The 21,446-nt window shown below is 71.5% G+C and carries 19 protein-coding genes, 1 tRNA gene and 3 pseudogenes; 6 read left to right on the forward strand and 17 right to left on the reverse strand.

Annotation, left to right across the window (positions count from 1 at the left end):
• The first annotated feature begins 156 nt into the window (after positions 1–156).
• Positions 157–798: an L-threonylcarbamoyladenylate synthase gene (locus C1J01_RS04780; RefSeq protein WP_220039734.1), complete on the forward strand. Its 642-nt coding sequence runs from the start codon at positions 157–159 to the stop codon at positions 796–798.
• Here the strand turns inward: C1J01_RS04780 and C1J01_RS04785 are convergent.
• The 7 genes and pseudogenes from C1J01_RS04785 to C1J01_RS49565 form a co-directional block, all read right to left on the reverse strand.
• A complete protein-coding gene (locus C1J01_RS04785; protein WP_220039735.1) occupies positions 776–970 on the reverse strand; it encodes a carbonic anhydrase in 195 nt (64 codons plus the stop codon). The two genes, C1J01_RS04780 and C1J01_RS04785, sit on opposite strands and share 23 nt — an antisense overlap.
• Positions 971–979: 9 nt before the next feature.
• Positions 980–1,087 (reverse strand): annotated as a pseudogene (locus tag C1J01_RS04790) (IS5/IS1182 family transposase); the annotation flags it as partial.
• Between the two features lie 628 nt (positions 1,088–1,715).
• Positions 1,716–2,185 (reverse strand): annotated as a pseudogene (locus C1J01_RS49560) (transposase); the annotation flags it as partial.
• 16 nt (positions 2,186–2,201) lie between these two features.
• Positions 2,202–2,300: pseudogene (locus C1J01_RS51905) on the reverse strand (DNA-binding response regulator); the annotation flags it as partial.
• 152 nt (positions 2,301–2,452) lie between these two features.
• Positions 2,453–2,806, reverse strand: coding sequence for a sensor histidine kinase (locus tag C1J01_RS04810; protein ID WP_181448574.1), 354 nt, complete (start codon positions 2,804–2,806; stop codon positions 2,453–2,455).
• Entirely contained in the window at positions 2,782–3,480 is a 699-nt protein-coding gene (locus C1J01_RS04815) for a histidine kinase (protein WP_181448575.1), read from the reverse strand. The genes C1J01_RS04810 and C1J01_RS04815 overlap by 25 nt, the downstream gene beginning before the upstream one ends.
• 134 nt (positions 3,481–3,614) lie before the next feature.
• Positions 3,615–4,358: a hypothetical protein gene (locus C1J01_RS49565; protein WP_181448576.1), complete on the reverse strand. Its 744-nt coding sequence runs from the start codon at positions 4,356–4,358 to the stop codon at positions 3,615–3,617.
• Positions 4,359–4,888: 530 nt separating this feature from the next.
• On the opposite strand from C1J01_RS49565, the gene C1J01_RS48990 reads away from it, so the two are divergent.
• Positions 4,889–5,089, forward strand: coding sequence for a hypothetical protein (locus C1J01_RS48990; RefSeq protein ID WP_146615470.1), 201 nt, complete (start codon positions 4,889–4,891; stop codon positions 5,087–5,089).
• Between the two features lie 256 nt (positions 5,090–5,345).
• Here the strand turns inward: C1J01_RS48990 and C1J01_RS49570 are convergent, their stop codons facing one another.
• The 3 genes from C1J01_RS49570 to C1J01_RS04840 all read right to left on the reverse strand — a co-directional run bounded on the left by C1J01_RS49570 (position 5,346) and on the right by C1J01_RS04840 (position 8,889).
• Positions 5,346–5,741, reverse strand: coding sequence for a tetratricopeptide repeat protein (locus C1J01_RS49570; protein WP_181448577.1), 396 nt, complete (start codon positions 5,739–5,741; stop codon positions 5,346–5,348).
• A complete protein-coding gene (locus tag C1J01_RS04835; RefSeq protein WP_111176372.1) occupies positions 5,720–7,933 on the reverse strand; it encodes an AfsR/SARP family transcriptional regulator in 2,214 nt (737 codons plus the stop codon). The genes C1J01_RS49570 and C1J01_RS04835 overlap by 22 nt, the downstream gene beginning before the upstream one ends.
• A gap of 365 nt (positions 7,934–8,298) precedes the next feature.
• Positions 8,299–8,889 (reverse strand): TetR/AcrR family transcriptional regulator, encoded by a 591-nt coding sequence (locus C1J01_RS04840; protein WP_111176374.1) that lies wholly within the window; start codon positions 8,887–8,889, stop codon positions 8,299–8,301.
• 165 nt (positions 8,890–9,054) lie between these two features.
• Here C1J01_RS04840 and C1J01_RS04845 point away from each other — a divergent pair, with 165 nt between their 5' ends.
• Entirely contained in the window at positions 9,055–10,083 is a 1,029-nt protein-coding gene (locus C1J01_RS04845) for an MFS transporter (protein ID WP_268958576.1), read from the forward strand.
• Positions 10,084–10,097: 14 nt separating this feature from the next.
• Here the strand turns inward: C1J01_RS04845 and C1J01_RS04850 are convergent, their stop codons facing one another.
• Positions 10,098–10,478: a nuclear transport factor 2 family protein gene (locus tag C1J01_RS04850; RefSeq protein ID WP_111176378.1), complete on the reverse strand. Its 381-nt coding sequence runs from the start codon at positions 10,476–10,478 to the stop codon at positions 10,098–10,100.
• An 87-nt stretch (positions 10,479–10,565) separates the two neighbouring features.
• On the opposite strand from C1J01_RS04850, the gene C1J01_RS04855 reads away from it, so the two are divergent.
• A complete protein-coding gene (locus C1J01_RS04855; protein ID WP_111176442.1) occupies positions 10,566–11,357 on the forward strand; it encodes a helix-turn-helix domain-containing protein in 792 nt (263 codons plus the stop codon).
• 40 nt (positions 11,358–11,397) lie between these two features.
• On the opposite strand, the gene C1J01_RS04860 is transcribed toward C1J01_RS04855, so the two are convergent.
• The 5 genes from C1J01_RS04860 to C1J01_RS04880 form a co-directional block, all read right to left on the reverse strand.
• Complete coding sequence (locus tag C1J01_RS04860) at positions 11,398–12,300, reverse strand: zinc-binding dehydrogenase (RefSeq protein WP_111176444.1); 903 nt, start codon at positions 12,298–12,300, stop codon at positions 11,398–11,400.
• A gap of 59 nt (positions 12,301–12,359) precedes the next feature.
• Positions 12,360–14,582 carry an ATP-binding protein gene (locus tag C1J01_RS04865; protein ID WP_146615471.1) on the reverse strand — a complete coding sequence of 741 codons (2,223 nt, stop codon included), beginning with the start codon at positions 14,580–14,582 and terminating at the stop codon, positions 12,360–12,362.
• 13 nt (positions 14,583–14,595) lie between these two features.
• Positions 14,596–15,453: a hypothetical protein gene (locus C1J01_RS48995; RefSeq protein ID WP_146615472.1), complete on the reverse strand. Its 858-nt coding sequence runs from the start codon at positions 15,451–15,453 to the stop codon at positions 14,596–14,598.
• Positions 15,454–16,198: 745 nt separating this feature from the next.
• A tRNA-Pro gene (locus tag C1J01_RS04875) sits at positions 16,199–16,272 on the reverse strand.
• Positions 16,273–16,336: 64 nt separating this feature from the next.
• The gene (locus C1J01_RS04880; RefSeq protein WP_111176450.1) at positions 16,337–17,230 is read right to left on the reverse strand and encodes a metallophosphoesterase; all 894 of its coding nucleotides are present in this window, start codon (positions 17,228–17,230) and stop codon (positions 16,337–16,339) included.
• Positions 17,231–17,299: 69 nt separating this feature from the next.
• Here C1J01_RS04880 and C1J01_RS04885 point away from each other — a divergent pair, with 69 nt between their 5' ends.
• Positions 17,300–17,758 (forward strand): GatB/YqeY domain-containing protein, encoded by a 459-nt coding sequence (locus C1J01_RS04885; RefSeq protein WP_111176495.1) that lies wholly within the window; start codon positions 17,300–17,302, stop codon positions 17,756–17,758.
• A gap of 846 nt (positions 17,759–18,604) precedes the next feature.
• On the opposite strand, the gene C1J01_RS04890 is transcribed toward C1J01_RS04885, so the two are convergent.
• Positions 18,605–20,899 carry a transglycosylase domain-containing protein gene (locus tag C1J01_RS04890; RefSeq protein WP_235854256.1) on the reverse strand — a complete coding sequence of 765 codons (2,295 nt, stop codon included), beginning with the start codon at positions 20,897–20,899 and terminating at the stop codon, positions 18,605–18,607.
• Between the two features lie 242 nt (positions 20,900–21,141).
• Here C1J01_RS04890 and C1J01_RS04895 point away from each other — a divergent pair, with 242 nt between their 5' ends.
• Positions 21,142–21,438 (forward strand): WhiB family transcriptional regulator, encoded by a 297-nt coding sequence (locus tag C1J01_RS04895; protein WP_090771382.1) that lies wholly within the window; start codon positions 21,142–21,144, stop codon positions 21,436–21,438.
• Positions 21,439–21,446 lie beyond the last annotated feature (8 nt).

The following is a 21,446-nucleotide window of genomic DNA, read 5'->3' on the forward strand; positions in this document are numbered from 1 at the left end:
CACGCATCCGGCATCGCCTCGACCGACTCCGCCTTGACCGCGAGCCAAGGCATCATGGCTGTCGGCGGGCACTCCGCCTCATCGACCCTTCGGCTGCACACGTCGGTGAGCTCCCTGCACCATCAAGCAAAGGACGTCTGGCAGATGGTGCACTCGGTGGGCTTGGTGCTGGACACATCGGGAACGCAGCGCGCGCCCGATGATGCCGTCGACTTCGTGCTGGACGGCGGGCTCTGTCAGGTCGGCGTCGAGTCGACCATCGTCGACGCCACGGGTGAGATCCCCAGCGTCCTGCGGCCCGGCGGGGTGACGCGCGAAGACCTTGAAGCGGCGCTGGGGCGCCGGCTCGCGGTCCGCTTGACGAGCCGCATCCGGGTGCCGGGCCAGCATTCGTCGCACTACGCGCCGCGTGCGCGGGTCGTCCTGGTCGAGCCCGAGAAGGTCGTCGCCGAAGCGGAGCTCGCGCAAGAGGTAGGACACCAGGCGGGGGTCCTTCTTCCTCCATCCTTCGCCGACGCCCTGGTGAAGGCGCATGCCGTGGTGGCGGTGCCCGGTTCGATGGCCGCCTACGCGCGCGGGCTGTACGGGTCCCTGCGCGAGCTCGACCAGCGTGGGTGCAACCTCATCGTCGCCTCTGACTGGGACTGGCGATCGCCAACCGGCTCCGCCGCGCCGCGGGGCCCCAGCCCTGCGAATGACCGGTACCGGCGTGACCGGATCGATGGGCCAGGCGGGATGCGACGTGGGGCTGTGCGTACGGTCGGCGGAGCTTCGGTCACGACGCTGAGCCGGCGGTGACTCCGAGGCCGCGGGCTGCCACCACCTGCGCGCTGCCGTCGGCCAGCCGGTAGCACAGACCCACCACGGCGGCCCTGCCGGCGCCGACCCGTCCGGCGAGCACCCGAGAGCGGTCCAACAGCAGATCTACCGTGTGCCTGACCTGCTCAGCCAGGATCTTCTCGGCCTTCACGCGACCTGCGGCCCGCGCCGCGAGCCGCCAGCAGATGAGCGCGCAGGCCAGCTTGAGGAAGGCCTCATGGATGTCGGCGCGGACATCCCAGCTGATGCGCAGCCGGCGGAAGGCGTGCGGCAGGGCGGATGGGCCGGCCGAGCGGCGAGGTGTCAGCCGGGGCTGGTCCTATTCCGCTCGGCCTCCCGCCGCATTACGCATACCTCCCGATCGGGCTGGTGTCCGATCACCTGGCCTCCTTCGCCCTGCAGGCGGCTTTCCCGCCCTCCCTGACCGGTCGTGACTCCGGCGACTACTACGAGGCCTCCGTCGCCATAGGGCTCGCGCCCGACAGGCGATCCCGCGTTCGTCTCTGTTGCACGTAATAGCCTGACGTAGGCGCCCCACTCATCTCCTTGAACACCCTCGCTGGGCGTCGCCCCGCACTCCAGAGGTTGCAGCGGCCACAATCGAACCCAACGCAGAGCACGGCACCGGTTTCAGAGGTCTTTCCGGCGGATGGGAACTTGCATCGTCGGGAGATTAGGATTCAGGCAATTCAGCTTTCGCCATATCACGCGGGCCCCGTCGGCACCCCGTCCCTGACCACTGGACCCGGCCGCCGGATTTCCCGGCATGCTATTGTCCCCTTCACCTTTCGGATCCAGGTCGCCATTCACCCAGAAACCTCCCTCCAAGTCCTTCCCGGCTCAACCGGGGATACAACAGAGCGCCTCGCGGCGCACAAGGTCTGTTCCACGACCTAGCGTTGTTTACCGCGGCCGGAGCCGTGTTCGGTGCCGCGGCGGGCGATCAGTGGGCGTATCTGCAGCTCACGTACGAGGTTTCGGTACTTGTCGTGGTCGTAGCCTCGGTCTGCCAGTACGACGTCCGGGCGTTGGCGGGGTCGACCGCGCTTGCCGCGCACCTTGGGGATGGCGTCCAGTAGTGGGCGGAGCTGGGTGACGTCGTTGCGGTTGGCGCCGGTCAGGATGATGGCGAGCGGGACGCCGGTGGCCTTGGTAATCAGGTGATGTTTGCTGCCGGCTCGTCCTCGATCGACCGGGGACGGGCCGGTCTGCGCCCCCCTTTTAACGCCCTGATCTGCGAAGAGTCCACCGCAGCCCGGGAGAAGTCGAGCGCGTCGGCCGCACGAAGGCGATCGAGCAGCACCTCGTGCAGCCGCTGCCACAACCAGGAAGCCGCTCGCGCCCGCCTGGAGCGCCGCGTAGACGTTGGCGTCGTCGGCGTACGTGGTCAGGACCACCACCCGCACCCCGGCCAGCTCGGGGTCGGCCGTGATGAGCCGGGTGGCGGTGATGCCGTCGAGGTCGGGCATGCGAACGTCCATGACGAGCACGTCCGGGCGCTGGTTCCTGGCCAGCGCCACCGCGGCTTAGCCGCCGGCCGCCTCGCCCATGACGGCGAACCCCGGCGAGGCGTCGACGATCAGCCGGAAGCCCTTCCTGACCAGCTCCTGGTCGTCGGCCAGCCCCACTCTGATCACGCGGACTCCGCCGGCAGCCGGGCCGTCACCGTGAACCGGCCGTCCTCGCCGGGCCCGGCCGTCAGCGTGCCTCCGAGGTGCTCGGCGCGCGCCCGCATGCCCTCGATCCCCCGGCCGCCGCCGCCCGCGGACGCCGCGCCGGTCGCGGTTCCGCCCCCGTCGGTCACCGTGATCGTGAGGCCGGCGCCGCGGCGTACCCGGACCTCGGCCGTCGTGCCCGGGGCCGCGTGGCGCAGGACGTTGCTGAGCGCTTCCTGAACGGTCCGGTAGGCGGCGTGACCCACGGCGGCGGGCACGGGGCGGTCGGGCCCCTCGCGGACGACCGTCACGCGCAGGCCCGCGTCCCGCATGGCCGCCTCCAGCGCACCGAGCCGGTCCAGGCCCGGCGGCTCGCCGTGCAGCCATCCCAGCGTGGCCCGCAGCTCGCGCATCGCGCCCTGCTGGTGTCACGGATGCCGGTGAGCACGTCACGCAGCTCGGGCCGGTCCGGCTCGCGGTCGCCGAGCAGGTGCAGCGCGGCGGCGGACTGCACGGCGACGCTGGTCACGCTCTGCCCTACCACGTCGTGGACCTCGCGTGCGAGCCACAACCGCTCCTCGGCCAGCCGCTGCCGCTCCCGGACGGCGGCCGTCTCGCGCCGCGCGGCGACGACCGCGCCGGCCAGCAGCGCACCGCTGAACAGCGCCGCCCACGTACCCGTGAAGACGATCCGCGCCGGCGCGCCCGCGGCGGGCCAGAGCGCGGCGCCCGCCACTACCGCGAGCACTCCGAAGGCGGCGGTCGCGCGGCGCCCGCGCACGGCCGCGGTGTGGACCGCGGCCAGCGCCGGAACGCAGGCCGCCACCAGCAGTCCGCCGGACGCGAGCACCCCGCAGAAGGCCGGGCACGCGATCAGGACTGCCGCGACCGGCCATCGCCCGCGTGCGGGCAGCGCCAGCGCCCCGAGCACGGCGAGGCCCAGCGGGACGGCGGCGCGGCGGGCGGGATCGAGCAGCACCGCGGCCACGACCACTCCGGACAGCAACAGATCACCGTCAGCGAACCCCAGGACCCGGCGGAACAAGACCACGAATCCCCCTAACCGGGCCACCTTGCCCGTCCGGGTCATGACCATCGTCGCGCCTCCGGATCTCGGACCGGTGTCGGAACCCTCTTGGCCTAACTGGTGACGGCGGTGTCGCGTTTTATCAGGAAATAGACGCCACGGTCGGCCTGCAGGTAGCGGTGGAAACCCATGGCCTTGGAAGCGGCCGTCCTGGTGGCGGTGACGATCGTGACGACCACGAAGTTCCGGTACGCGCCCGAGTGGACCTTGCCGTAGCCGTACGAGCTGTGGGCGCTGCTCCTCCGCCAGGCCACCGCCTTGTCGGCGTTGGCGTTGGCCAGCCGGGCCGCGGCGGTCCTGGCCGCGTTGGCGCTGGGGAACGACATGATGACCTGCACCGCCCTGATGGCGCCGCCGCTGGCGGAATAGGCGAGCTGGACGGCGCTCTCGCACCCGTTGTCGGCCAGCACCCCCTCGGCGTCCACCGGGCCGCACGAGTCGTACGTCCAGCCGCCGACCTTGTCCGCCTGGTATCGCTTGTCTCCCAGGGTCAGTCTCCAGTCGCCGAACTCGGTGTGGTCGAGCGGAGTTTCCGGCGCGGGTTCACTGGGCGTGGCGGACGGCTCGGCCTCGGAGGAGTTCGTCGGCTCGGACTGCGGCGGGTCGGATGATGGTGGGTCGGATGGCGGTGGGTCGGATGGCGGTGGCTCGGACCGCGGTGGCTCGGATGGCGGGAAGCTGGTCCGGGCGATGAGGGTGGGCGCCGGGGCAGCGGCGTTGAGGTAGGCGTACGCGCCGAAGGCGCCGCCGCCGAGGAGGAGGAGCGCCGACAGCGCCACGATTACGCCGATGAGCACGGGGCTGTTGCGGTTGCCGGATGGCGGGGCACCGTAGGGCACCCCCGGCAGCGGGGGACTCGGCTGCCCGGGCACCTGGTGGCCCGGGGCCTGCGCCGGGCCGTGGCCTAGCGGCGGGACGTTCTGGGCCGGGCCATGGCCGGGCGGCGGGACGTTCTGGGCCGGGCCATGGCCGGGCGGCGGGACGTTCTGGGCCGGTGGCGGGCCGTGCCCCGGTCGTCCCTGCGGTCCCCAGCGTCCCCCGTGGTGCGACACATCATTCTCTCTCTGTACGACTGTCCCTGAGTCATTTGGCGAGCCTTCGCCCGACCGCCGGACGAAGGAGCCGCAAGCCTTTTCTCGCCACCGTTCACCACGGCGGTGAAAACGCATTGAAATCCCGTTGAAACGCCGCCGCGTGCGGTCGTGCCCGAGCCGGTTCCAACCGCCGGGTGATTCGCGTCACATCGGGGCCGCGCTGTCACGATCGGACACTCGCCCCCGTCTTGTCGCCGACCACGTTTCCGATCAGGAGAAAGGCAGTCGGCTCCATGCAAGACCTCGAGAAAGGCACGGCGAAGCGGCGCCGGGGAGCGGGCAGGATGCTCGCGGTCGCGTCCGCGGTCGCGACCGCCACGATCGCCGGTGTCGTCCCGGCGGCCGCGTCCGCTACCGCCACCTGCAAGAACCCCTCGTACATCTACAGCCAGTCCAAGACAACGGAGATCCACGTTGCCGGAACGAGCCACTGACCTTGGTCTGCAAGAAGCCGGCCGTCTCCGGCAAGAGCTCCACCTGGTATTACGTCAGAAAGGTCAAGAACGCGAAGGCGGTCGGCTGGATGCGGCCGGCCGACATTCGCAATGGACCCAAGTCCGTCCGCGTCTGTTAGCTCCTGGTCTCCGGCCGGGAGGCTCATACCGGCCGGGTCCGCGGCTGCCGCGCGCCCGGCCGGGAACCGCCGGCTCAGGCCGGCCGCCCGCGCCTCGTCACCAGCGCGGCTCGGGCTCAAAGCTGCCGCCGGATCGCCTGCGGCGTGGCCGGGGGCGGCGGGCCGGAGTCGATCGCCCGCATCTCGTCGGCGGTGATCAGCCGCAGGCGGTGGAGGATGGTGCTGAAGCTGCGCCAGGCGTCCCGGGCCTCGGCCAGGTCGCCGGCGTCGTGGAGGGCGAGGCCGAGCCCCCAGTGCAGCTCCGCCTGCCGGTAGTGGTCCACGGCCTGCCGGGGCCGGGCGGCCAGCCGGTACGCCTCGGCCACATGCACCAGGACGGACACCCGGTCCACCGCGCTGCCCACGTCCTCGACGATCCGCAGAGCCTGGACGTGGAGGTCGATGGCCGCGTCGAACCGTCCGCCGTGCTGGTGGACCAGCCCGAGATGGCTCAGGCTCGACGTCTGCCCCACAGGTCGCCGATCTCGCGGTTGATCTCCAGCGCGCGCAGGTGCAGGTCCGCCGCGTCGTCCAGGCGGCCGGTGGCGCGGTGGCTCGCGGCCAGGGCGACCGCCAGCTCGGCGGCGGGCGTGCCGAGCGCCTGGGCGACGGCCGCGAGCAGGTTGTCCTCCTCGGCGTCCACCCAGGCGTGGAGTTCGTCGGCGGGCCGCAGCGCTATGCCTGGATGGGAGAGTTCCTGCGGGCCTATGCCGGTCCGCCACGCTCTGGTCTGGTTCGACAACCCGAGTGCGGTCCGGGCGGTCGCCAAGTAGCAGTGCAGGGCGCGCTCCACGGCGTCCGCGCGCTCCCGCGGTGAGTCCTCCTCTTCGGCTCGCTCTCGCGCGAACAAGCGCAGAAGGTCGTGCAGGCGGTAGCGGTCGGGGGCGTGGTTCTCCACCAACTGGGCGTCCACCAGCTGCTCCAGCAGCGCCCGCGTACGCTCCTCGGAGGCGCCGGCCAGCGCGGCCGCCACGGCCACCTCGACGTCGGGCCCGTCCAGCAGCCCCAGCAGCCGGAACACCCGGGCCGCCGCGACGCCGGTCGGATCGGCGCGCAGGTCCTGGTAGCTGCCCTGAAATCCGGCCCGTACGGCCCGGTCGTCGGCCTGGAGCTCGTCCAGCCGGCGCCGTGCGGTGGCCAGCCGCCGGGCCATCGCCGCCACGGTCATCGTCGGCCGGGCCGCCAGGCGGGCCGACACCAGGCGCAACGCCAGCGGCAGGCCGCCGCACAGACGGACCAGCTCGGCGGCGGCGTCCGGCTCCGCGGCGATCCTCGCCGCACCCACCGCTCTGTTCAGGAGCGCGAGCCCCTCGGCCGCGGACAGGACGTCCAGCGACACCCGGACGGTGTCGTCGAGCGAGGCCAGCATCCTGCGACTGGTGATCAGCACCGCGCAGCTCGGGCTGCCCGGCAGCAGCGGCCGCACCTGGGCGGCGTCACGCACGTTGTCCAGCACGATCAGCATGCGCCGCCCCTCGGTCAGCGAACGGAACCGGGCCGCCGCCTCCTCCACCTGACCGGGCACCGCCGAGGTGGCCAGGCCGAGCGAGCGCAGGAACCGGCCGAGCGCGTCCACGGGCCGGGTGGGCTCCACATCGGGGGTCGCGCCGTGCAGGTTGGCGTACAGCTGCCCGTCGGGGAACGAGCCGGCGACCGCGCGGGCCACGTGGACGCCCAGCGTGGACTTGCCGACGCCGCCGATCCCGCTGATCTGGCAGACCCACGGCGCGCCGGTCTCCGCCGGGTCACCGGTCAGGGCGTCCCGCAGCAGGCGCACCTCGGCGGCCCGGCCGACGAAGGACGCCACCCCGGCGGGGACTTCCGCCGGGACGGGCAGGCGTTCGCCCGCCTCTTGAGACGCGGTGAGGTTGACCGGCTCACCACGCAGGATCCTCCGGTGGAGGAGCTGGAGATCGTCGCCTGGCTCGATGCCCAGTTCCTCCACCAGCCTGCGCCTGGCGTCGCGGAACACCTCCAGCGCGGCGCTGCGGCGGCCGTCCTGGCGCAGCGCGGTCATCATCAGCGCCGCCGGGCGCTCCCGTAAGGGGTGGGCGTCCATGAGCGCCGGCAGCTCGGTGAGCGCCTCCCGGTGGCGGCCGGCCCGCAGGTCGGCGGCGATGCGGTCCTCCAGCGCGGCCAGGCGTTCCTCCTCCAGCGTCGCGCCGGCTCCGCGCGGCAGCGGCTCTCCGGCCACGTCCGCGAGCGCCGGCCCGCGCCATAACGACAGGGCCTGCCGGAGCAGGTCCCCGGCCTGCGCCACGTCGTGGCCGCGCGCCGTCCGCACCAGGTGGCGAAAGCGGTATAGATCCACCCGCATCGGATCGGCGTCCAGGCGGTAACCGGGACGCGAGGTCGTCAACTCGACCCCGGGAATCCCCGCCAGGACCCGGCGCAGCCGCGAGATGTAGCCGCTCAGCGCGTTGCGGGCCTGCGGTGGCGGCGTCTCCCCCCAGATCGCCTGGACGAACCCGTCCACGGGCACCACCTGCCGCAGATGGAGCAGCAGGACCGCCAACACCGAGCGCTGCTTCGGGACGGCGGGCCCGAGCAGGTCGCCGTCCATCCAGACGCCTACCGGCCCGAGCAACCGGAACTCGACCCCATCGCCGGTACGGTCGGCACCCCTGGCCGACGCGGGAGCGTACGGGGTGGACGATGCGCCCATCGGCTACTCCTCACCGTCGCCAGGACGGACCCGGCTCCACCGCGGTGCGGCCGCTCTCCCCGCTGCCGAGCGCGGGCTCGGAGCCGTCCGCCGCCGGGACGCCTCCCACGACCGGCACGTCATCCCATCCCTCACCCCTTCACACCGTGAGCCGTCACCCGCAGCGGAGACGGCGACCGGAGGAAATCCGTGACACCGCTCGGCTGTGATACCGATCACAAAGGCCGGTGTCGCGCCCACAGCGCTCCGCACAGCGGCCAGCTACGGCCACACCGCCCCCACACCGCCCGGCTCGCGTGCCGGGGGTCGGCGCGGGGCTGGCGCGTCGAGCGCGGCATGTGGGGGAGTCAGCGGCGGCGGGGGCGTCAGGAAGGTCTTCTGCGGCAGGCGGCAAGTGCCTGAACGGCGACGTCGATGCTCCTGGCCAGGCGCGCGGGGTCGTGGCCGGCGCGTTCCCGCACCCGCAGCCCGAGCACGGTCGTGAACAGCAGCTCCACGGCGCCGTCGAGGTCGAGATCGGCCGGCAGGTCGCCGTCGCGGCAGCCGCGGCGCAGCACAGACGCGAGCGCCTCCCGGGTGACCTCGAACGCCGCCTCGGTCTCCCGCCGGATCTCCGGGTCGCCGGCGCCCAGCTCGGTGGCGGTGTTGACCACCAGACAACCACGACCGGCCTCGTCGCCGACCATCCAGATCAGCCAGTCGCGCAGGACCTCGCGGACAGGCCCGGACCGGCTCAGCCACTCGTCGGCCTGGGTGGTCTCGGTCGCCCGGTAGTGATCGAGCGCGCGCAGGAACAGGCCGCGCTTGTCGCTGAACGTGCGATACAGGCTGCTCTGGGTGAGCTTGAGCTCGGCGCCGAGATCGCGGACGGACGTGGCGTTGTAGCCGCGCCGCCAGAACAGGTCGGTCGCCTTGGCGACCACTTCCCGCTCGTCGAACTCCCTCGGCCGGGCCATGGCACCAGTCTACCCCAGTTATGGAGCGATCGCTCCCATACTAGGGTGGCGTCCGCATATGGGAGCGTTCGCTCCCGAATGGCGGGAGGAGAGACGGCACCATGCCGACGGACCAGACGAAGCAAACGGACCAGACAGACCAGACGGATCACCCGACTGAGCCCGATGCCCCGCCGAAGAGCCATTGGGTCGCCGTGTCGGCCGTGGCCTGCGGGACCGGTGGTCCCGGTCCTCGTCGGCGCGATGAACCGCAAGCTTCTGCTGGCCGGCTTGATGGGGCTGATGACGCTGGCCAACCTGTTCTCCGCCCTGGCGCCGAACTATCCGGCGCTCATCGCCTCCCGCGTCCTGGTCGGGGTGGCGATCGGCGGCTTCTGGGCCGTCGCGGGCGGCCTGGCCGTCCGGCTCGTCCGCGCCGCGCACGTGCCGCGGGCGACCGCGGTCATTTTCGGGGGCGTCGGCACCGCGAATGTGTTCGGCGTCCCGATCGGCACGGTGATCGGCGAGCTGGCCGGCTGGCGCACCGCGTTCGGTGTGCTGAGCGCCCTCGCGCTCGTCGTGCTGGCCGCCCTCCTGGCGGTGGTGCCGCCGCTGGCCGCCGCGCAGCCCGTGAGCCCGCGGCACCTGGCCGGCCAGTTCCGCAACGCCGGAGTGCTGATCGGGGTCATCGCCACCCTTCTCATCGTTACCGGGCACTTCTCGGCCTACACGTTCGTCGGCCCGGTGCTGCGGGATCTGTCGGGCGTCGCGGAACCGCTCATCGGGCCGCTGCTGTTCGGGTTCGGCGTGGCCGGGGTCGCGGGCAACTTCATCGCCGGCGAGGCGGTCGCGCGACGACCGCACCGTACGGTGTTCGCCATCGCCGTCGTCCTGGCGGTGCTGGTCCTGCTCTATCCCCTGGCGGGCCGCGCTCCGGCGGGCGGGATCGCGCTCCTGGTCCTCTGGGGGCTGGTGTACGGCGGGGTCTCGGTCAGCCTCCAGACCTCGATGATCAAGGCCGCGCCGCGGGCGGTCGAAGCCGCCTCCGCCCTGTGGGTCGCGGTGTTCAACCTCTCGATCGGCCTCGGCGCGCTGGCCGGCGGCAGGGTCGTCGACGCACTCCCGCTCCATGGCGCGCTGTGGCTCGCGGGCGGCCTCATCCTGCTGGCCGGGCTCGCGGTATGGACCGCCCGCGGGAACCAGGCGCTGCGATAGCCCCCGAGGCCCCTTCAGAACATTCCGTGGGGGGTCCGCGCGTCCTCGGGCACCGGCTGGACGACGTCCCAGTGCTCGGCGATCTGGCCGTCGACCAGTCGCCAGATGTCCACGACGGCGACACCGCGGGGGGCGTCGTCCGTGGTCATGTGGTAGTGCATGACCACGTAGTCGCCCTCGGCGATGACCCGTTTCAGCGCGAGCCGGGCCCGGGCCACCGGGGCCTGCGCGACGAACGCGATGAACGCCTCACGCCCGGACGGGTTCCCCGGGCTGTGCTCGATGAAATCGTCCCGCAGGGTTGTACGGAGCACGTCGAGGTTCCCCGCCGCGAACTCGTTGAAGGCGTGGACGGCCACCGCCTTGTTGCGCGCTGTCTCGCTGGTCTCGTTCATGGACCGACCGTCCCAGCCGCCTGGCCGGCGTGTCGATTACATGGCATGTAATGGCGACGCCCGGCCGGGCGGGGCGATAATCGCCGCATGATCCAGGGCCGGCCAGTCGGTGAGCTGCTGCGCGAGTGGCGCCATCGCAGAGGGCTGAGCCAGCTCGATCTGGCGATCCAAGCGCAGGTGTCGGCCCGGCACGTCAGCTTCGTGGAGACGGGACGGACCATTCCCAGCAGCGCGATGGTGTTGCGTCTGGCCGAGCACCTCGGCGTCCCGTTGCGGGAACGCAACCGGCTGCTGGTCGCGGCGGGGCACGCGCCCGTCGTCCGGGAACGGCCGCTCGAAGATCCCCACCTGATGCCCGCGCGGGACGCCCTGGAGCAGGTGCTGCGGGGCCACGAGCCGTATCCGGCGCTCGCCGTGGACCGGCGCTGGAATCTGCTGTTCGCCAACGCGGCGATCGACGTCTTCCTGGACGGCGTCGACGCGTCGTTGCTGCGTCCGCCGGTCAACATGATGCGGCTGGGCCTGCATCCGGACGGGTTCGCGCGGCGGGTGAACAACCTCGGGCAGGTGCGCGGTCACCTGTTGCCCCGGCTCGCCCGCCAGGCGGCGCAGAGCGGCGACCCCGAACTGCACGCGCTCTACGACGAGCTGCGGTCCTACGGCCCCGAAGGCGACCCGCCGCCACCCGATCCCGCCGGCATCGCGCTCCCGATCCGCATCGAGCACCGCGGCGCCGAGCTGTGCTTCATCAACACGGTCACGACCTTCGGCGCCGCCTTCGACATCACGCTGGAAGAGATCGCGGTCGAGGCGTACTTCCCGGCCGACGAGGACACCGCCCGGTTCTTCCGGTCCCGGGCCCCGGCGACCGCTGGCTGAGCCCGCCGTGACGCTTCCCGCCGGCCGGCGGTCGCCTCGTTCACGGCAGGTCGAGCACCGCCTTTCCGCGCACCCGGCGGGCGAGCAGGGCCGCGGCGGCCTCGGCGGCTCTTTCCCACGGGCCGCGCCAGCCCACTTGGGCGTCCAGCCGCCCGGTGGCGAGCAGGTTCACCAGGTGGGCGAGGTCGGCGCCGAGCGGAGTGGAGATGGTGAAGTTCTCGATCCGGCCGCGCGCCGACCGGACGCGGGCCTCCTCGAAGTCGATCGTCGTCGGCTCGCGGGACGCCATGCCGATGGCCTGGACGACGCCGTCGTCCTCCAGCAGGAGGAACGCCTCGGCCAGTTGCCGTCCGCCGACGTTGTCCAGCACGCCGTACACGCGCTCGCGCAGGCCCGCGGGCCCGATGACGACCTCGGACGCGCCCAGGCCGGGCAGGCCCTCGCCGCGGGCTGGGCTGCCGACCGAGGCGATGACGTACGCGCCGGCGCGGGCGGCGAGCTGCACCGCGTAACGGCCGACGCCGCCGGACGCGCCGGTGATGAGCACGCGGCGGTCGGCGACGGGCCCGAGCCGGCGCAGGGCCTGCAGGGCCGTGACCCCGGCGACCGGCAGCGCGGCGGTCAGACCCAGGTCGACGCCTTCGGGCACGATGGCCAGGTCGGCCGCCTCCACCGCACGGAGCTCGGCCCAGGCCCCGCTCCAGCCGAAGGTGACCACGCGGGTGCCCGCGGCAGGGCGGGACCCGTCGGCGGCGGCCCGGACGACGACGCCGGCCGCGTCCCATCCCGAGACGTGGCCAGGACGCGCGTTCGGCGGGCGGAAGGCGATCTCTCCGAAGTTGAGCGCGATCGCGGTCACCTTCACCAGCGCCTGCGAGGGGCGTGGCACCGGGTCGGGCACCACGCCGAGGGTGAGGCCGGGGTCGTAGATCAAGGCGTGCATCGTTCCCTCCTGGTCGGGTGGGCTAACCCTGACGGGTGGCTCGCACGCCCGGCTGGTGGTCAGCGCACGGCGGCCCTGATGCGCGCCGTGATGCGCTCGACGTCGCCGCGCTCGGCCGGCGGCAGGGGCGCGCCCGCCGCCTCGCGGAGGGCGGCGGCCGTGGCCAGCAGGCGCTCCGCCGCCGCGAAGGAGCCCTCCAGCGCCGCCGCTCCGGCCAGGCCCTCGTGGGCCAGCGCGACGGCGCGCGGGTCGCCGATCGCCTCGGCCGCGGCGAGCCCTTCCTGGTGCAGTGACCGGGCGCCGGCGGCGTCGCCGCGCTGCTCGGCGACGAAGCCGAGCTCCGACAGCAGGAGCGTCACCCCGTAGAACGGCACTCCGTCCTCGTCCTCCAATCGCCGGCTCCAGGCCAGCGACTCGCGGAGCAGCGCGTCGGCGCCGTCGAGGTCGCCCGAGCGCCTGGCGGCGAGGGCGAGCCCCACCCGCGCGAACTCCTCGGCGAAGCGGCTGGACTGTTCGGCCGCAAGCCGCAGCCCCCGCTCGTGGAACTCCCGGGCGCGGGCGAAGTCGCCGGTCAGGAGCGCGATGCGGCCGAGGCTGGACAGCCGGTACGACACGTCGACCCACAACTGCAGGTCCTCCGCGCCGCGCAGCCCGTCACGGTGCAGCAGCGCGGCGCGGTCGTAGTCTCCGGTGATCTCGGCCAGGTAGCCGAGCATGTCGGTGGCCTGGAGCTGTCCCCACCGGTCGCCCAGGGCGGTGAACAGCGCGTGGCTGGCGGTGCCGCTGCGCTCGGCCAGGTCGAGGTCGCCCTGGAAGAGGGCTTGCTTGGCGCGGGCGGCGAGCGCCGCCGCCTCACCCCATCGGTCGCCCGTGGCGCGGAAGTCGGCCAGTGCGCCGTCGATCAGGGTTTGGCCGGCGGCGACGGCCCCGAGGTGCAGGTGGGCGAGAGCCAGGAACCACCGCGCACGGGGGCTCGCCAGGGTCCCGGCAGTACGGTCGCGCTCCGTCCGCCCGGCGCCGGTCAGCAGGGCGAATCCGCGCAACCATGCCGCGGCCTCGGGGTGTTCCCGTACCGCGGCCAGGTGGCGGTGTCCCTCACGGTGCCTGCCCCGCAGGTACCAGTACCACGCCACGCGGACGGCCAGCTCCGGGTCCCGGGAGTGGTCGAGCACGGCACGGAGGTTGGGCCACTCCTCGTCGAGACGCCGCAGCCACCGCCGCTGGCCCGGGCCGTGGAGATCGGCCCGCTCGGCGAGCCCGGCGTAGTAGGCGTCGCGGCGGCTCAGCACGTCGCCGGCCGGGCGGCGCCGCTCCAGGCAGTAGGCGGCGACGGACTCCAGCAGCCGATAACGCATCCGGCCCGACGGCTGCTGCTCGGCCACCACCATCGAACGGTTGACGAGTTGGTCGAGCAGGCCCAGGTCCACGCCGACCGCCTCGGCCGCCTGGAGCGTGCAGCCGCCCGGGTGCACGGCCAGCGCGCACAGGGCGGCGCGCTGCGCCTGGTCGAGCTGGTCCCAGCTCCAGTCGATCACCGCTCGCAGGGTGCGCTGCCGGGCGGGCAGGCCGCGGGTCGTGGCGGCGAGCAGGGCGAACCGGTCGTCGAGGCGTTCGGCGACGCCTCGCACCCCGAGCGTGCGGACGCGAGCGGCGGCCAGCTCCAGGGCGAGCGGTATGCCGTCGAGCCGCTCGCAGATCGACGCCACCCAGCCCGCGTTCGCGGCGTTGAGCGCGATGCCCGCCCGGGCCGCGAACAGCGTGACGGCGTCGTCCCGGCCGAGCGGGCCCAGCGGGTGGACGACCTCCCCGGGGATGGCCAGCGGCTCGTGGCTCGTGGCGAGGACGCTCACTCCCGGGGCGGCCCTGAGCAGCAGTCCGGCCAGCTCGGCCACCGGCTCGATGAGATGTTCGCAGTTGTCGAGGACCAGCAGCATCCGCCGCCCGCGGAGCGCGCCGGCGAGCCGCTCGGCCAGCCCGGCGACGCCCGAACCGGGGTTCGCCCCGGTGCGCCTGTCGCCGGGGCGAACCCCGGTGGCGGGCTCGTCGCGCACGCCGGGGCGGGCGCCGGTGGCGGGCTCGTCGCGTACGCCCAGCACTCCCGCCACGACCTCGGCCACCTCCGCCAGGCCGCCGCCACACAGCTCGGCCAGTTCGACCAGCCAGACCCCGTCGGGCGGTTCGACCGTCGCCGCCACCGCCAGCGCCAGCCGGGTCTTGCCCACCCCGCCCGGCCCGGTCACCGTGACCAGCCGTCCAGACGACAGCAGCCCGCTTGAGGGCACCGATAGCTGTCTTTCAGAACGGATGCCGGAGGTAGCCAGAGCCGAAGAGGATTGGTCTTTCGGGCTTGTACGGCTCTAGATCTTCATCGGACCACTTGATCGTTGGCATCGCTGGAAGTGGATTCTGGAGCAAGGGATCGATCGCATCAGCGTGATGCCTCGCCCACGCAATCCACTCGCGCGTAGAGTCCGCGCTGTCACTCGCCTGAGCGGTGTTCCTCTGTTCCAGTCGGTCGCAGTACACGCGGATGTCTTCGGCTTGGCGCCAGTTGCGTACCTGCTCGCTGAGCGCGTCCTTAATGCGTGCCTGCACCAGTAGCTCGATCGCGGCTTCCCGATCGAGTTCCGCCTGGCGCCGGTAGAACTCCCTGGCGCGCGCTTCCGATGCGTGCCGCGCCTCCTCAGAGCCGGCGCGGTTCTCGGCACAGTTGACGACGGCAGCGGCGTAATCCTGGACGCCATGATCCTTGTCGTCGTACCACTGGCCAGCATGCCCTGAGGTACGACGTTCGAGGATATCGACGATCACCCGGCCGGTGGGACCTCGCTCCCAGGTTCGCGGTCTGGGAAGAACGCGGTTCGGGTTGGCCTTCGCCTCTTCCAGCCACTTCTTGTCCTGGGCGGTCAACTTGCGCGGAACGCGGCCGTACTCCTCCTTGAGGAGAAGGGTAGAGGTTGTAGGTCTGACGGTGATCTCTAACCGTCCGCCTCTGCCGAGCCGGAGTTCGTGGCCCCGATCGCTTGCTTCGCGCGCCACCGCGAGCAGGATTCGGATCCCGCGCCGTGTGTGCTTCTCCGATAACTCGTCGACCTTCGTCAGGGCGCGGATCGTAGCAAAGACCGGATCCGAGCCTCGCCGTCGTGGAGCCACGGTGCCTCCCGGAGACCTCGCTGAAGACACCATTCTCTCCGGGACGGCGCCCAGCGAGCGCTGTACTGGTGTTTGATCACTGTCCGCGGGCGTTGGGACCTGGCTGGGCGGTCCAGCAGCATGGGCAGGTCATCCATTCCAGTCCCGCGGGAACCTGCCAACGGTTACGGCAGATCCATCGGCGGCGGCACTGCACCATTGTGTCGTTGGTCAGCAACTCGCCTATCTCCAAGGGCGCCTTCCTGCCGCATGAGCAGACCCACTCGGCAGGGGTCTGGATGGCGTCGGTCGTGGTGCTGCCCTCGGGTCTCGTTCGCATGGTGAATGTGGCTGTGGTCAGGAAGCGGCCCCCGGTGCCTTCGGAATAGATCTCATGGCATCGGGCACAGCGAACGTGCCGAAGGCTTTGCCCCCGCACTGTCCAGTGCATCGCGATGCTCACCAACGTCCTCAGCATGGCGGACCTCAGGATCCTGGCAGTGGGTGCGGCCCTACCTACGATCCATGCGGACGGAGATCGAATCCAGGCCTGGCGCGCTCCTGGGCCCACGCTGGCCACCCACTGCTTTGAACCGGCGACCGCCGCAGAGCGGTGGCAGTTGGGCGATCAAGGTGCCCAGGAGAACTTTTTTGAACCTGTCAGTGACCCGTGGGGGCGTTCAGAACGACGGTCAAATGACGGTCAAACGATCAAGGGCCTGGCTCTCGATCTTGAGAACCAGGCCCTTGATCTGCAACTACAGTGTCGGGGTGGCGGGATTTGAACCCACGACCTCTTCGTCCCGAACGAAGCGCGCTGCCAAGCTGCGCTACACCCCGGTGCACGCCGTCGTGCGCGTGCTTGAAGAAGTCTAGCCCACTTCCGGGGTGGTTGTGACCGCCTTCAGCGCCGGGGGACCAGGGTCAGCAGAGACGCCTCCGGGAAGCAGGCGAAGCGGGCCGGGGCGTACGGGGAGGTGCCGAGGCCGGCCGAGACGTGCAGCCAGGCGCCGTCGTGGCGGCTCAGGCCCTTCACCCTGGCCCGGTCGATGCCGCAGTTGGTCACCAGGGCGCCGTAGAACGGGATGCAGAGCTGGCCGCCGTGGGTGTGGCCGGCGAGCAGGAGCTCGTAGCCGTCGGCCGCGAAGAGGGACATGTTGCGTGGCTCGGGTGAGTGCATGACTCCCAGCCGCAGGTCGGCGTCGGAAGGCGCAGGGCCCGCCACGAGGTCGTAGCGGTCGCGGGAGATGTGGGAGTCGTGGATGCCCGCCACGGCCACGTCGAGGTCGCCCACCTTGATGCGGGCGGTGGTGTTGTTCATGTCGAGCCAGCCCTCGGCCGCCATGCCCGCCCCGAGCTCCTCCCACGGCAGGGACGGCACGTGCTGGCGGCGTTCGTTCTTGGACGTGCGCCACAGGTAGCGGGCCGGGTTCTTCGGCTTGGGGGCGTAGAGGTCGTTGGAGCCGTACACGAACAGGCCGGGGCGCGACAGCAGGGGCTCCAGGGCGTGCAGGAGCGACGGGACGGCGTCCGGGTGGGCGATCGAGTCGCCGGTGTTGACCACCAGGTCGGGCTCCAGGGCGCCCAGGGAACGCACCCAGTTGATCAGCATCGAGCGGCCAGGCGTCAGATGCAGATCGGACAGGTGGAGGATGCGCACCGGACGCTGGCCGCGCTCCAGCACGGGCACGTCGAAGCGGCGCAGGCGGAACCAGTTGCGCTCCACCACGGAGGCGTAGGTCAGCCCGGCCAGGCCGAGGCCGAACACGGACAGGGGCACTGCGACGGCTTTCCTCACTCCTTCATGATGCCCGACATCGGGCGGGAGACGACCGCGGCAGTCCGCACAGGCGGCAAGATGGACCGCATGAGCGCATTGAAGGACAAGCTGAAGGCCGATCTGACGGCCTCGCTGAAGAGCCGGGACGAGGTCCGCCTCCGGACCATCCGGATGGCACTGGCCGCGGTGAACGTCGAAGAGGTCGCCGGCAAGGAGGCCAGGGAGCTGACCGACGACGAGGTCATCAAGGTCCTCACCAAGGAGGCCAAGAAGCGGCGCGAGGCGGCGGAGGCGTTCAGCAACGCGGGGCGGGCCGAGCAGGCGCAGGCCGAGCTCGACGAGCAGCGGGTGCTGGAGGAGTACCTGCCGGCGCAGCTGTCGGACGAGGAGCTGGCCGCGCTGGTCGACGCCGCCGTCGCCGAGACTGGGGCGTCGGGGCCGCAGGCCATGGGGCAGGTCATGAAGGCCGTCAACCCAAAGGTCGCCGGCCGTGCCGAGGGCGGCCGGGTCGCCGCCGCCGTACGCGCCCGCCTCGCCGCCGAGTAACGCCGCCGAGTCGCGCCGCCCGGCCGCTTCTCCGGCTCACGCCCCACGCCTCGCGTCACGCCTCACGCCTCACGCCTCACGCCTTGAGCGGGCGGGTCGTCCTGTGCGTCTGTCGAGAGGACTGGCCGGTGTACCGGGTGGGGCTGCCGAGGTGTGATGGGACCGGCCGCCGTTCCGGCTGGCCGGTCTTGACCGGTGTGGTCGCTGTTCCGGACCTGTCGCTGAGGCTTGACCGGGCGACCCGCTGCCGGTTCCGTTGCTTGGGTCTGATCGGGCGGCTCGCTGCCGGTTCCCTTGCTTGAGCGGGACCGGGCGGCCCGCTGTGCGGTTCTGTCGCCGGGGTGTGGCTGGTCGGCGGCTGTGCTCCTTCTGCCGACGTCCCGACCGAGCGGGTCGCCACTTCGGTTCTGTTGCTGCCGAGTCCTGGTTGCGCCGGCCTGACGCGCTACCGGGTCGGGGCGGCGCCCGGCTACCTCTCGCCGATCGAGGCGTGCACAGGCGATCGCCGCTCCGGGCGCGTCCAGGGGGCCGGTGAGGTGTTGTGGGCCTGTGGAAGGCGCTCAAGGGTTCCTGGGAAGCCCCGGGCGTTCTCATGGTGGTAGAGGGCCTCAGCGCTTCGCAGGCCCCCTACCGGGCTGTGAAGGCGTGCTGAAGGGCCTTGCGGGCCCGCCGAGCGGCACAGCCCGCCGAGCGGCACAAACCTCTGGAGGGCGGCAAACCCCGGCCCAGACCCGCTGAGCCCCGCGCCCCAAATCCGCTGAGCCCTGCAGTCCAAATCCGCTCAGCCCCGCGGAAGTCCCGCAGGGCTCGCGGAAGGTCCGCAGGGCTCAGGCAAGGGGCCGTGGGTTAGTCGTCGTTGCCGGCGGGGCCGGCGTTGCCGGCGCCGCGGCCGTTGCCTCGCCCGTTGCCCGGCCCGTCGTCGCCGCGCCCGTTGCCCCAGTCGCCCCAGTTGCCGCGATCGCCGCCGTCGCCGCCGCCGTCATCGTCGCGGTCGAACCAGTCGAACGGATCGCGCGGCCCGTCGTCGCGCTTCTCCTTGGGCGGCTTGGGCGCGCAGTTGTCGGTGCAGCCGCCGAAGCGCGACCGGTCGACCGGCGTGAAGTCCGTCGCCTCCACGCCCTTGAGGGCGTCCAGCATGGAGTCCTTCCAGATGCGCCCCGAGATCGACGCCCCGTACACGTACGAGTAGTACCGCCCGCCGATGGTGACCCCGATCAGCTTGTGGGCCGAGGTGCCGCGCGGGTCGCCCAGGCTCACGGCCGACGCCAGGTTCGGCGTGTAACCGGCGAACCAGGCCGACATGTAGTTGTCGGTCGTGCCGGTCTTGCCGGCCGCGTCACGCCCGATCCCGCCGACCTCGGTCATGGTGCCCTTGGTGAACACCCCGGACAGGATGCCGTTGACGGCGTCGGCGACCTTCTCGTCCAGCACCTGCGAGCACTTCGGCTTGTACTGCTTGGTCTTGCCGTAGCGGTCGGTGATCTCGGTGATGGCCAGCGGCTTGCAGTATTCGCCGCGCGCGCCGAAGACCGCGTAGGAGCTGGCGATCGTGACCGGGTCGACCTCGTTGACGCCGAGCGTGAACGTCTCGACCTCCGACAGCTTCTGCCCGTCGGCCCGCTTGACGCCGAGCTTCTTGGCCATCTTGACGACGTCGCAGAGCCCGACCTCCTCCTGCAGCTTGACGAAGAAGGTGTTCACCGAGCCCCAGGTGCCGGTCTCGAGCGTCTTGAAGCCGCCGCCGCCCTCGCTGGAGTTGCGCACGGTGTGGGACGGGTCGCCGACGTTCTGGCCCTTGCAGTTCTTGAACGCGCTGTAGCCGCCGGCCTGGTAGCCCGCGGGCGAGGGGAAGCCGTCGCCGTACTTCATGCCCTCTTCGAGCGCGGCGGCCAGCGTGTAGACCTTGGCCGTCGAGCCCTGCTGGAACCCGCGGCCGCCGCCGTGGGCGGCGTCGGCCACGATGTTGTAGCTCATCTCGTTCTTGCTCTTGCTCCGGCCGTACTTCCGGGAGGCGGCCATGGCCTTGATCTCACCGGTGCCGGGCACGACCATGGCCTGCGAGGCCACGGGCTTGTCCTTGGCGCTGACATACTTCCTGATCGCCCGCTCGGCGGCGGCCTGCATCTTGGGGTCGATCGTGGTCTTGATCCTCAGACCGCCCCGCTCCAGGAGTTCCCTGCGCTCATCCTGGTTCTTGCCGAAGTCCTCGTTGTTGAGGATCTCGTACTGGACATAGAGGCAGAAGTACGGGTATTCGCTCTCCTCGCACCCGCCGGGAGCCTCGATGTCCTTGAAGCCGAGCTTCTTCGCCTTGGCCTCGGCCGCCTGCTGCGGCGTGATCTTCTTCAGCTCGGCCATGCGGTCGAGCACGACGTTGCGCCGCTCCAGCAGCCGCTCGCGCGACTCGGGGCCGACGTTGGGGTCGGTGCGGGCAGGGTTCTGGACGGCGCCGGCGAGCGTGGCGGCCTCGACGAGGTTGAGCTCGGAGGCCGGCTTGTCGAAGAAGCGCTTGGCCGCGGCCTGGATGCCGTGGGCTCCCGCGCCGAAGTAGGCGATGTTCAGATATTTCTCGAGAATCTGGTCTTTGGTGTACTTCTTCTCGATCGCCATGGCGTGGCGCAGCTCCGACAGCTTGCGCGAGACCGTGGGCGCGATCGCCGCGGCCTGCTCCTCCGGCGTCTCGGCCTTGTTGAGCAGAACCTGCTTGACGTACTGCTGCGTGATCGAGGAACCGCCCTGCGTGACGCCGCCGCTCGTCAGATTCTTGACCAGAGCTCTGGCCGTTCCTTCCACATCGATGGGCCCGTGCTGGTAGAAACGGTAGTCCTCGATGGCGATCAGGGCTGTGCGCATGATCGGGGCGACCTTGTCCAGCGTGACCGACTGGCGGTTCTCGAAGTAGAACTGGCCGATCTGGTCATCGTTGGCGTCGTAGAGCCGGGTGACCTCCGACAACGGAGGCTCCTCCAGCTCCTCCGGCTTGAGGTTGAGCCCTTCGACGGCGGTCTTGGTGGAGATCCCCGCTCCACCGACGGCGGGCAGCGCCACGGCGGCGGTCAGCACGCCGGCCGCTGCTCCCGCGATGATCAGGCGCAGGATGTTGAGTACCGGGTTGGCGCGATCTTTGCCCTGGGCTTGCACACCCCTAAGGGTACGTCGAATGACTGACCTAATCGGTAGCACGACACCATTTCGCCTTGACTGACGGGGGTGACTAGTCATTCCCGGTCAAGACTGCCGCGAGAAATTGGTCCTCTGGGGTCTGTCGGCACGAAGGGTCGGTTGCGTACGTTCTCCCTGCGGCAACTGAATACGGAGGCTCGGCGCCCGCGCCCGTCGGCCCCAAATGACGACTGACCACCTAAGGGGAGTGGGGTCGAAAAATGTGGATCACGGATTGGACCTCCCGTGCCGCCTGTAAGGGTGCGGATCCGGATGCCCTGTTCGTGCAGGGCGCCGCGCAGAACAGAGCGAAGCTCATCTGCCGGGGCTGCCCGGTCCGTACCGAATGCCTCGCCGATGCGCTGGACAACCGCATCGAGTTCGGGGTGTGGGGCGGTATGACCGAACGCGAACGGCGTGCGCTGCTGCGCAGACGGCCCGACGTGGACTCGTGGCGCGACCTGCTCGAGTCGGCCAAGGAAGAGTACGAACGGACCAACGAGCTGATCGCGGGCTGATCCGCGGA

Origin of the sequence: Nonomuraea aridisoli (assembly GCF_003236395.1) — a bacterium.
Lineage (GTDB): Bacteria > Actinomycetota > Actinomycetes > Streptosporangiales > Streptosporangiaceae > Nonomuraea > Nonomuraea aridisoli.